A 10,866-nucleotide genomic window follows, 5' to 3' on the forward strand; every position below is an offset into this window, starting at 1 on the left:
CGGCCAGTACCACGCCGCTCACCGTCACCTCCTTGTTCGTGGCCGCGGTTTTGTCGGCAAATGCCGCACCCGACGCGCTTGCCGTTACCTTGTCGCCGGCCACCGTCCTGTTGAGCGTGCCGATGCCGTTGAGCACGGCATTTGATGTGCCGTCATATTCCCTGTCGTCCACCTTCGTGTCCGACAGCGTCAGCGCGCGCCTCAGGATCCTGGCGTTGGTTTCCACCGTGATATTTTCGGCAATGCTGTAGTTGCCGGCGTCCGTGCCGCCCAGGGTTACCCGGTTCACCGTCACTTGCTTGTTCTCGCCGGCGTTCCTGGTGACGAACTCGACGCTGGCCGCATTTACTGCGCTCACATCATCATTGACGACGCTATTGACCAGGCTGCCTAAACTTGCAGGTGTGCTTGCAAGTGTGGCGCTCTTGCTGCCGTCATATTCCCTATCGTTCACCTTCGTATCCACTAGCGACAGCGCGCGCTTCGTGATCTTGCCGCCACTGCTGAACGTGTTTGCGATCTCGTAATTGCCCAGGCTGTTGCCGTCGAGCGTAATGCCGGAGAAAGATACGGTCCTGTCATCAGCCGCATTCTTGTTGTCGTATTGCGCCGATGCATAGCGCAACGTGACAGCGCCGGGATTCAAGGGCGTGATTGACAGGAGATCCTGCTGGTACACGTCCGTTTTCCCGTCATATACCTTTTCAAGGGTTGAAGTGACGCTGGGCGTCAACAAAACAGGCGTGATGGTCAGCTTGCCGCCTCTGATGTCATATCCCTGCTGCAAATCGTAAGGTGTGTAGGTGCCGGCATACTCCCCGGAAGCGGCCGAAAAGGTCGTATTGCCTGCAGCGCTGTCGCAGGGCATGCCGGTGCAGCCGCTCTGGCGCGCGTTGTTGTAGGTGACGGACTTGTCTTCGACGTCCTTCGTCACCAAAAAGCTGCGCAGCAGCGGCGCGGTCTGCCCGTCATAGATACGCCAGGTCTTGCCCGTGCCGCCCTCGGCATCGATGTCCCACCCCTTGAAGGTGGACAGGTTTCTCATCCCGGCAGTATCGATGCCATTTGCATCGGCACCGCCACGGCTTGAAGCCTGGCCTGTTGTTTCCGTGTTCCAGAAACTGTTGAAAGCCAAACCCGCGCCTTTGCCAATCAGGCCGCCCACGGTGCTTTTGTCGGCGTTATCGGATCTCACAGGACCACGGGCATATGCTCTTTGCACCGTCCCACCCGATAAGCCGACCAGGCCTCCGATTGCAGCGCTGCTCGCGCTCGCGCTCGTGCCCGTCACCGGCACCGCGGCGTAGCTGTCGCTGATACTGCCAAGTTCAAGGTACCCGACCAAGCCGCCGACATTCTCCTTGCCCTGGACGGATCCTTTGCGTCCATCTGCACTTACGCCGGCGTAGCTGCCAGTCACCGTAGGGTTTTCTATGCCAGTCGCACTTTTCTCCATGAGCCCGACCAGGCCGCCGACAGATCGATTGCCGATTACGTCAACCGTTGCATAGCTGTCAATGATAGTGCCGCCGGCCTTTGATGTGCTGCCAGACTTTACCTGACCTACCTGCCTGCCTACCAGCCCACCGGTTGCTTCGGCGTCCCTGGCGCCCTCGAACGTCACTGTCCCCACCGCGGAACTGTTCCTGATTTCGCCGTTGTTGATGCCCACCAGGCCACCGGCATTGTTATAGGCGGACTTGATCGACATCGTTGCATGCGCATTGAAAATTTTTCCATCATTCTTGCCCACCAGTGCACCGACAGCAGTCGTAGGTGAAGAGCCATTGTTGCTTATATCCGCGTTTTCCAACGTCAGGTTCTGAACGCGGCCGTTGGATGTCAGATCCCTGATCAGGCCGACCCATAAGCTTTGGGTGCTGTTGATATACAGGTTGCTGATCGTGTGGCCCAGGCCATCCAGAATGCCATTGAAGCCGCCAATCGGGACAAAGCCGGCGCCGTTGTTCCAGGTCTTGGTGGCCGATGCATCAATGTCCGCGCCGAGGACGTAGCGGCCGTTATTGACGGCATTGGAAATGCCCTGCAGGTCATTTCCCGTTACGCTTCCCGGGGCGCCGGGCTTGCTGATGACGCGGTACGTACTAAGCTGGCCCAGTTTGCCGAAACGCAAGCTGAAGTTGTCGCCATCCGGCAAGTAGATCTTTGCGCCATTGCGCACGAAATAATTGGGAGATCCGCCCGCGGTTCCCTGCCCATACTCCAGAGTCAGGCTTCCGCCCTTCGACGCATTGATGTCCGCATTGACATAGATGTTCCTGGACGCCGATAGGGTCAGCTTGCTGGCCGACTCCCACGCCACCGGGGCATTGACATACAGGTCGCCCGTGCCGGCCGCGACGTTGGGCGTGGCCGGGTTCCTGGAGGCGGATGACAACAGTTGGCTGAGCGTTGTCGCGCCGATGGATGTCGATGTCTCCGGCCCTTTGCCCTTAGCGATCAGGAAGTCGCGCGAAGCGTTGGTCCAGGTGCCGTTACTGTTCCCGCCAAGTTCCTGCGCCAGCAAACTGACCTGGGCGCTTTTGGCAATGTTGACCCGTGCCGCGCTGGTTTCGACGCGCCCGCCATCGCCGCCGCCGGGCGCGGAGACATCCAGCGTGCCGTCTACCAGCATGTCGCCGGCCTCCCTGTCGCCGGACTTGATGCCGCCCAATAACCGGATCGAGCCGGTTTTATTCCCTGCCGCCAGGGTCTGCGCTTCGATCACCCCCGAATGATTCACCACCGCCTGGCTGAGCTTGTCGGCCGCGCTGGCGTCGAGCGTCACTTGGCCGCCGCTGGCGCTGATCATGCCTGTACTGCGGTTGTCAACCAGCGCATTCAGGCTGCCGCGGTCGATGGTGTAGCTCGCCAGGCTGCGTCCGGCCAGGGTAAGGGTGACCTTGTCACCGGCCGCCATCAGCACCTGGCCCTGCTGCGCGTTGATGGCGCCTTCGTTGATCACGCGCGGCCCGACCAGTGCGATGTATCCGCTAATGGCGTCCCTGCCGCCCTCGGTCGCGGTGAGCTTGCCCTGGTTGACCACGCTGCCCTGGCCGCCGCCTTCCAGCACCTGGCTGCCGTTCATGAAACTGTTTGTGTCCATGCCCAGCGTCGACGCCACCAGGCCGCCGACATCGACCGACGCATTCGGCCCGAACAGCACGCCGTTCGGATTGAGCAGGAACACCTGGCCATTGGCAACCAGGCTGCCCATCAGTTCGCTGCGGCCACGGCCGGTGACGCGGTTGAGCGCGATCGAGAAAGCATCCGGCTGGATGAAAGTGATTCTCTCGCCGGCGGCGGAGGAAAAGCTGGTCCAGTCGATGGCCAGGCGCGAACTGGTCTGGGTAATGGCGGTGGTGAGTGCGTCCGGCCGGGCGATGCTGCCCGCGCCCTGGGTGACAACGCCGCCGGTGGGGCCGGCGGCGGCCGGTGAGACGGGAAAGACGGCGGCCGCCAGTGCGGCTGCAATGACCAGGGCGGCGCCCCTGGCTGACTTGCCGCAGCCCCGGGCATGCTCGCCAACGGCGACAAAACAATGGCTGCGGTGGCTCCAGATCAGGCGGTAGGTATGGTTCATGCGCGTCTTTCCTCGTTCTTCGAGGAAAGACGGCCCCAGTGGCGGTCAGAAGTTTCCCCGAGTGATTACGCTGAGTGCGCGCCAGGAAAACCTTGTTCCGATCTGTAATGCATTAACTCATCCGAAAACCGCCCGACCATCACAGTCAGGCGGCGTGCCGTGCCCGATCAGGCCGCCTTGGCCACCGGCGTCATCAGCTCGGTCATTTCGCCGCCCAGTGCGGCGACCAGGTCGGCGATCATTTTCGCCAGTTCGCCGGTCATCAGCGCCATGTCGGTGTCGAAGCGCTCGTCGTCGTTCTGCGAGCTGCCTTCGTTGTTTTCCTTCAGCACGTCCAGGGGCGCGATGCGCTTGATGGCCAGCGACTCGGTCAGCACGAAGGAGACGCGGTCGGCCCAGGTCAGCGCCAGGCGGGTGCACTGCTTGCCGGACTCGATGTGGCGGCGCACGTCGGCCGCTTCCAGCGTGTGGCGCACATAGCGCACCGTGGCCTTGCCTTCGCCGGTGGCGCGCAGCTCGGTGTCCTGGTCGACCGTGAAGCCGCCCGGCGCTTCGTCGGCCAGCAGCCAGTCGGTCATCGCCGTCACCGGCGAATGCGCCACGCGCAGGGTGTCCATCGGGAATTTGTCGACGGCCTTCAGCAGCAGGCGGATCACGTCTTCGGCCTTGGCGGCGCTGGCGCTGTCGATCACCAGCCAGCCATTGACCGGGTCGATCCAGACCCAGGTGCTGCTCTGAATGGAAAACGCGCGCGGCAGCAGGTCGTCGGCAACCTGTTCCTTCAGTTCCTTCATCTGCTTGCGGCCGGGCTTGAAACCCTGCTGCTCTTCCAGCTCGGCGGCCTTGGCCTTGGCAACCTGGTTGATGACCGAGGACGGCAGCAGCTTTTTCTCGGTGGACAGCTGCAGCAGCATCTGGCGGTTCACGCTGTGGACCAGGCCGCCGTTCGGGCGCGGCGGCAGCCAGCCCTGGGTCTGCAATTCAAGGCTGGTGCAGGGCGTGAACGCCTGCGGCGCCAGCTTGTCTTCCAGTTGTTCGGGAGTCATTGCCCACGGCGCGGGCAGACGGTAGATCTGGAGGTTTTTGAACCACATGGCAATCGTCGCAAAAAGCGGCCATTCTACACGGCGGATCGGGGATTTCCGGCAAGCTTGCCAGCCTTGCAATGCGTCGCGGCGACACAGGGGCAGTGAGTGTTGTGCTATGGTCAATCCGCGCTTTTTAGCCGCAATCCAATCAGAAAATACGAGGAGAACACCATGCGATATCGACGTCTCGGCAACAGCAACCTGCAAGTCTCGGCCCTGTGCCTGGGCACCATGATGTTCGGCGACCAGACCGAGGAGGCCGAGGCCGGCCGCATCGTCGCCTCGGCGCGGGAACATGGCGTCAACTTCATCGACACCGCCGACGTCTACACCAAGGGCGCGTCGGAACAGATGGTGGGGCGGCTGCTGGCCGGCCAGCGCGACGACTGGGTGCTGGCGACCAAGCTGGGCAACACGATGGGCAGCCAGCCCAACCAGTCGCACTATTCGCGCAAGTGGATCATGCGGGAAACCGAGGACAGCCTGCGCCGGCTCGGCACCGACTACATCGACATCCTCTACCTGCACCGCGACTTCCACGAGGAAAACCTGGACGAGGCGGTGCGCGCCATGGGCGACCTGATGCGCGAGGGGAAGATCCGCTATTTCGGCCTGTCCAACTTCCGCGGCTGGCGCATCGCCGAGACGGTGCGCGCCTGCGAACGCGCCAATGTCGCGCCGCCCGCGGTCTGCCAGCCCTACTACAACCTGCTGAACCGGATGCCGGAAGTCGAGATCCTGCCGGCCTGCGCGCATTACGGCCTGGGCGTGGTGCCCTACAGCCCGATCGCGCGCGGCGTACTGAGCGGCAAATACCGGCCGGGCCAGCAGCCGCCCGAAGGCAGCCGGGCCGGCCGCGCCGACAAGCGCATGATGGAAACCGAGTTCCGCGAGGAGTCGCTGGCGATTGCCCAGCACCTGAAGGAACACTGCGACCGGCGCTGCATCAAGCTCGGGCATTTCGCCACCGCCTGGGTGCTGGCCAACCGCCATATCACGTCCGTGATCGCCGGACCACGCACGCTGGAACAGATGGAGGATTACTACGCCGCGCTGGAAGTGACCCTGGACGCGGCCGAGGAAGCGATGGTCGACGCGCTGGTGCGGCCGGGCCATGCGTCCACGCCGGGCTACAACGATCCGAGCTATCCCTTCTTCGGGCGGCTGACCACGGGCTGAATATCTGCGGAGAAGCGCGCCGGCAAGCGGCGCCGGCTCAGGCCAGCAGCAGTTCGCCCTGGCTCGGTCCGGCGTCGGCGCCTGCCTGGCCGCGCGGCGACAGCGTGCCGACCCGCACGCCCAGGAGCCGCAGCCGCTTTTCCAGCGGCACCCGGCGCAGGCACTCGCCGGCGGCGCGCCGTATCACGGCGGGGTCGTCGGTGGGCGCCGGCAGGGTCACGTCGCGCGTCACGGTCTGGAAGTCGTCGTAGCGCAGCTTCAGGCCGATGGTGCGCCCGAGGTAGCCCTTGCGCCGCAGGTCCTCGGACACCCGCACGCACAGGCCGGTGAAGATCGCCGACAGCGTCTCGCGGTCATGCCGCGCATGCAGGTCGCGCTCGAAGGTGGTTTCGCGGCTCAGCGACTTGGGTTCGGAGCGGGTGACCACCGGACGGTCGTCCTCGCCCTGCGCCACGCTGCGCAGCCAGGCCGCGGTGCTGCGGCCGAAATGGGTCTGCAGCAGGCCGGCGTCGGCCTGCGCCAGGTCGGCGATGGTGTGGATGTCCAGCCCCGCCAGTTTTTCCATCGCCCTCGGGCCGATGCCATTGACCTTCTTCACATGCAGCGGCCAGATCCGGGGCTGGATGTCGGCCGGGGTCAGGATGGTGATGCCGTCGGGCTTGTCGAGGTCGGAACAGATCTTGGCCAGCAGCTTGTTGGGCGCAACCCCGATCGAGCAGGACAGGCCGGTGGCATCGCGCACCGCCTGCTTCAGGCGTTTCGCCAGCGTGTCGGTCGGCTCGTCGTGGCCGCTCAGGTCGAGGTAGATTTCATCGATGCCGCGGTCTTCCATCTCGGGCGCGATTTCCAGCACCGCCGCCTTGAACAGCTGCGAATAATGGCGATAGGCCTTGAAGTCGGCCGGCAGCAGCACCGCGTCCGGCGCCAGCCTGGCCGCCTTCATCACGCCCATCGCGGAGAACACGCCGAGAGCGCGGGCTTCGTAGGTGGAGGTGGTGACCACGCCGCGGCCGACGTAGTCGCGCAGCAGGGAAAAGCTGCGGCTGCCGTCGGGCAGGGTTTGCGGCTGGTCGGCCGAGCGGCCGCCGATCACCACAGCCCGGCCGCGCAGTTCCGGATAGCGCAGCAGTTCGACCGATGCATAGAAGGCATCCATGTCGAGGTGGGCGATGCGGCGGGATGGGGCGGGCATGGCAAGCGGCGGAAAAAGTCTAATCAGCGGCGCTATTTTAACGGCAGCGCAGGTGGCGATGCTTGCCAGCGTTCTTCAAAAGGTTTCGCCGATGAGCGTAATCGGCTATGTATGGATCAGGCCTTCGTAAGGTGAAATACCCGAAGGGCATTCCACCGTGGTGGGTTGCACGACGAGCGAAGGTCGGGCCTTGCCGTGAGTGGCGAAGGTGGAACGCCCCTTCGGGGTATTCCACCCTGCTGCGTGAAGAGCGTAATCGGCCATGTATGCAACAGGCCTTCGTAGGGTGGAATACCCGAAGGGCATTCCGCCGTGGGTTGCTGCACGATGAGCGAAGGTCGGACCTTGCCGTGAGTGGCAAAGGTGGAATGCCCCTTCGGGGTATTCCACCCTACTGCGTGATCAACTGGCTTCGCAGTGTGACGTTCAATGCAGCCCACGCTGCCGGCCAATCGGCTCGACCCGCTGCACCAGCACCCAGGGCTTGACCACCACCGCCCACAGTTCCACATCCGCCTGCTGCCAGGCAGCGGCCTGGATGTCGCCCAGCCGGGCCAGGCGGCCGTCGGCCATCCATTTTTTCACCGATTCGGTGTCGTCCTGGGCGATGCCGACCGCGACCTCGATCAGGTCCAGGCTGTTGTCCACCGCGACGACGTTGCCGCCGGCGTAGTGGCGCTGCAGCTCGGTCCAGCGCAGCTTCGAGGTTTCGCTATTGAGCCGGCGGCGCAGCTCGTCATCCTTTTCATGGTTCATCGCGTCTCTCAGATCGTTCAGTAATGCGGCGGGATCTCATGCGCGGCCTGCTGGCCGCCGTTGTCCGCCTGCTGCGACTCGGCCACGCGCTTGGCCAGCGCGGCGCACAGCGATTCCAGTTCGTCGATGCGGCGCTGCTGCCGGTAGACCGTGCTGTTGAGCACGTCCAGCAGATCTTCCTGCCGCGCCAGTTTGATCTCGATATCGACCAGGCGTTCTTCATCCATCATGTTGTCCTTTTCGGTTTCTTCGGCGCGGCGCGGCAGGCGTCGGAACAGTAGCGCACCTCGTCCCAGTTCAATGCCCACTTGCGGCGCCAGGTATAGGGCCGGCCGCAGGCCTCGCAGGTCTTCACCGGCAGGTTGTGCGGATTGCGCAGCGGGTTTTTCTGCGGCTTCACGTCGGTCTCGGCTTTTGCAGCAGGGCCTTCAGGTTGGCCAGCCGGTTCTGCGGCGTGATCACCTCCTCTTCCTTCGGCACCGCGTCGCCTTCGTCGAGCTTCATTTCCTTGATGAAGCGCGACATGTCGCAATTGACGCTTTCGCGCGCCCGCTTGCGCTTCTTGCACCAGGTGATGTGCAGCGTGCGCTGGGCGCGGGTGATGCCGACATACATCAGCCGCCGCTCTTCCTCGATGCGCGCGCCCAGCGTGTCCATCGGCGCATCCGGGTCGCCCTTGTGCGGCAGGATGCCCTCCTCCACGCCGACCAGGAACACATGCGGGAATTCCAGTCCCTTGGAGGCATGCAGCGTGGACAGGCGCACCGCGTCCGGCTCCTCGTCCTTGCCTTCCAGCATGGTCATCAGCGCCACCATCTGGGTCAGGTCGAGCAGGCTCTTTTCCTCGCCGGCGCCGTCGCGTCCGCCGCTGCCCTTTTCCTTGAGCCAGCCGGTGAAGTCGATCACGTTCTGCCACTTGCCCTGTGCGCCGCGGTCGTCGAAGGCGTCGTACAGGTAGGCTTCGTAGTTGATGGCCTTCATCATGTCGTCCAGCACTTCGCCGGCAGTCTCGCCGGGCCGGTGGGCGCGGGCTTCCAGCTGGTTGATGAAGGTGCAGAACTCGCGCAGCGGACCCAGCTGCCGCTCGGTCAGCTTGGCCTCGATGCCGCCCTTGAACACCGCCTCGAACAGCGAGCACTGCCACTGGCCGGCGAAGCTGCCCAGCACTTCCAGCGTGGCCTTGCCGACGCCGCGCTTGGGCGTGGTGACGGCGCGGATGAAGGCCGGGTCGTCGTCGGCATTGGCCACCAGGCGCAGGTAGCTCATGATGTCCTTGATCTCGGCGCGGTCGAAGAAGCTCTGGCCGCCCGACATCACATAGGGGATGCGCTCGCGCCGCAGCGCCTGCTCAAAGATGCGGGCCTGGTGGTTGCCGCGGTACAGGATGGCGTAGTCGGAGAACTTGCCGCGCCGCTCGAAGCGGTGGGCCGACAGCATGATGGCGACCTGGTCGGCCTCGTGCTCGTCATCCTGCATGGCCAGCACCTTGACCGGATCGCCCAGGCCATGTTCGGACCAGAGCGCCTTCTCGAACAGCTTGGGATTGTTGGCGATGACCGAGTTGGCCGCCTGCAGGATGCGCGTGCTGGAGCGGTAGTTCTGCTCCAGCTTGATCACCTTCAGGTCGGGGAAGTCGACCTGAAGCGTGCGCAGGTTCTCGATGGTGGCGCCGCGCCAGGCATAGATCGCCTGGTCGTCGTCGCCCACCGCGGTAAACATCGGCTTCTTGCCCACGCCGGTGACCAGCAGCTTGACCAGCTCGTACTGGCAGGTGTTGGTGTCCTGGTATTCATCCACCAGCAGGTAGCGCAGCTTGCGCTGCCACTTGTCGCGCACCGTGTCGTTGGACTGGAACAGCTGCACCGGCAGCCGGATCAGGTCGTCGAAGTCGACCGCCTGGTAGGACGCCAGCGTGGCCACATAGTCGCGGTAGATGCGCGCGGCCTGGGCTTCATCCTCCGTGACGGCCTGCTTGATGGCGTTTTCCGGATCGACCAGGCCGTTCTTCCACAGCGAGATGGTGTTCTGGATGCGCCGTATCACCTGCTTGTCGGTGGTCATGGCCATGTCCTGCACCAGCGAGAAGCAGTCATCGCTGTCCATGATGGAGAAGCGGTCCTTGAGCCCCAGCTCGCGGGCTTCGCGGCGCAGGATCTGTACGCCCAGCGAATGGAAGGTCGACACGGTCAGCTGCCTGGCGCCGCGCGGATCCTTCAGCAGCTTGGCGATGCGCTCCTGCATTTCCAGCGCGGCCTTGTTGGTGAAGGTCAGCGCGGCGATGTGGCGCGGATCGTAGCCGCACTCCTCGATCAGGTGCGCGATCTTTTGGGTAATGACCCGGGTCTTGCCCGAGCCGGCGCCGGCCAGCACCAGGCAGGAACCGTCCATGTACTTCACGGCCTCGCACTGCGGGGCATTCAGGCCGAACTGGGGGGTGGTGGTCATGCGGGGAATGGTTATGCGAAGGAAGCGGGGTATTGTAGCGGAGCGGGGAGATGGGTGTTGGAATGGGCGCAGGGCGGAATCGCCCGAAGGAACATGCCATCAGACCGCCGGGCGAGGGAGGCAGGCGATATTGCGCTATCGGGTCGCGGTCGATGGTGCAATGGGCTTTGCGGATTGCGCCTTATGGAGTGGTTGCGGCTGCGGAAGCAGTTGCAGTTGCAGTTGCAGTTGCAGTTGCAGTTGCAGTTGCAGTTGCAGTTGCAGTTGCAGTTGCAGTTGCAGTTGTTTTGGAAGTGGCCGTTGCAGTTGGGGTGAAGTCCCGTTGAGCGCGCCGTGTCAGCGGTACCCGGAGCGGGAAAAGGTGCGGCGTCTGTTTGAGCGAAACGAAGTGTAGCGAGTTTAGCCGCGCCCCGCTCCGGGTACCGCTGACACGGGCACCCCGCGCAGCGGGGCGCGATCACCGGGTCGCCTTTTCTTGCCTACTTCTTTTGGCGAACCCTCTATGTCAGGCTAGTTGTCGCATCCACTGATATCCAACAACCTGGAGGGCGATAGCGAGTGAGCAATGAAGAAACGACATCCGGAGCCAGTCCGGGAATGGGCCATACAGCAAATCATGTTGC

At 63.8% G+C, this 10,866-nt stretch carries 9 protein-coding genes; 2 read left to right on the forward strand and 7 right to left on the reverse strand.

The features are described from left to right. A partial coding sequence (locus tag IGW04_RS24915) for a YDG domain-containing protein (RefSeq protein ID WP_194715797.1) occupies nucleotides 1-3,583 on the reverse strand: 3,583 nt, incomplete at its 3' end. A 167-nt stretch (nucleotides 3,584-3,750) separates the two neighbouring features. Next, entirely contained in the window at nucleotides 3,751-4,677 is a 927-nt protein-coding gene (locus IGW04_RS24920) for a recombination-associated protein RdgC (protein WP_194715798.1), read from the reverse strand. A 165-nt stretch (nucleotides 4,678-4,842) separates the two neighbouring features. Between IGW04_RS24920 and IGW04_RS24925 the strand changes: the two genes are divergently transcribed. Further along, nucleotides 4,843-5,850, forward strand: coding sequence for an aldo/keto reductase (locus tag IGW04_RS24925; RefSeq protein ID WP_194715799.1), 1,008 nt, complete (start codon nucleotides 4,843-4,845; stop codon nucleotides 5,848-5,850). A 37-nt stretch (nucleotides 5,851-5,887) separates the two neighbouring features. On the opposite strand, the gene dinB is transcribed toward IGW04_RS24925, so the two are convergent. The 5 genes from dinB to IGW04_RS24950 all read right to left on the reverse strand — a co-directional run bounded on the left by dinB (nucleotide 5,888) and on the right by IGW04_RS24950 (nucleotide 10,243). Continuing rightward, nucleotides 5,888-7,042: a DNA polymerase IV gene (dinB, locus tag IGW04_RS24930; RefSeq protein ID WP_194715800.1), complete on the reverse strand. Its 1,155-nt coding sequence runs from the start codon at nucleotides 7,040-7,042 to the stop codon at nucleotides 5,888-5,890. Between the two features lie 426 nt (nucleotides 7,043-7,468). Next, a complete protein-coding gene (locus IGW04_RS24935) occupies nucleotides 7,469-7,798 on the reverse strand; it encodes a DUF2288 domain-containing protein (protein ID WP_194715801.1) in 330 nt (109 codons plus the stop codon). A 17-nt stretch (nucleotides 7,799-7,815) separates the two neighbouring features. Further along, on the reverse strand, nucleotides 7,816-8,028 hold the full coding sequence (locus tag IGW04_RS24940) for a SlyX family protein (RefSeq protein WP_194715802.1): 213 nt from the start codon (nucleotides 8,026-8,028) through the stop codon (nucleotides 7,816-7,818). Further along, a complete protein-coding gene (locus tag IGW04_RS24945; RefSeq protein ID WP_323744906.1) occupies nucleotides 8,025-8,198 on the reverse strand; it encodes a DUF2256 domain-containing protein in 174 nt (57 codons plus the stop codon). Before IGW04_RS24945 ends, IGW04_RS24940 begins: the two co-directional genes overlap by 4 nt. Then, nucleotides 8,195-10,243 (reverse strand): UvrD-helicase domain-containing protein, encoded by a 2,049-nt coding sequence (locus IGW04_RS24950; RefSeq protein WP_194715803.1) that lies wholly within the window; start codon nucleotides 10,241-10,243, stop codon nucleotides 8,195-8,197. The genes IGW04_RS24945 and IGW04_RS24950 overlap by 4 nt, the downstream gene beginning before the upstream one ends. A 57-nt stretch (nucleotides 10,244-10,300) precedes the next feature. Here IGW04_RS24950 and IGW04_RS24955 point away from each other — a divergent pair, with 57 nt between their 5' ends. Next, nucleotides 10,301-10,558: a hypothetical protein gene (locus IGW04_RS24955; protein ID WP_194715804.1), complete on the forward strand. Its 258-nt coding sequence runs from the start codon at nucleotides 10,301-10,303 to the stop codon at nucleotides 10,556-10,558. Nucleotides 10,559-10,866: the final 308 nt, after the last annotated feature.

This window comes from Noviherbaspirillum soli, assembly GCF_015352955.1.
Lineage (GTDB): Bacteria > Pseudomonadota > Gammaproteobacteria > Burkholderiales > Burkholderiaceae_D > Noviherbaspirillum_A > Noviherbaspirillum_A soli.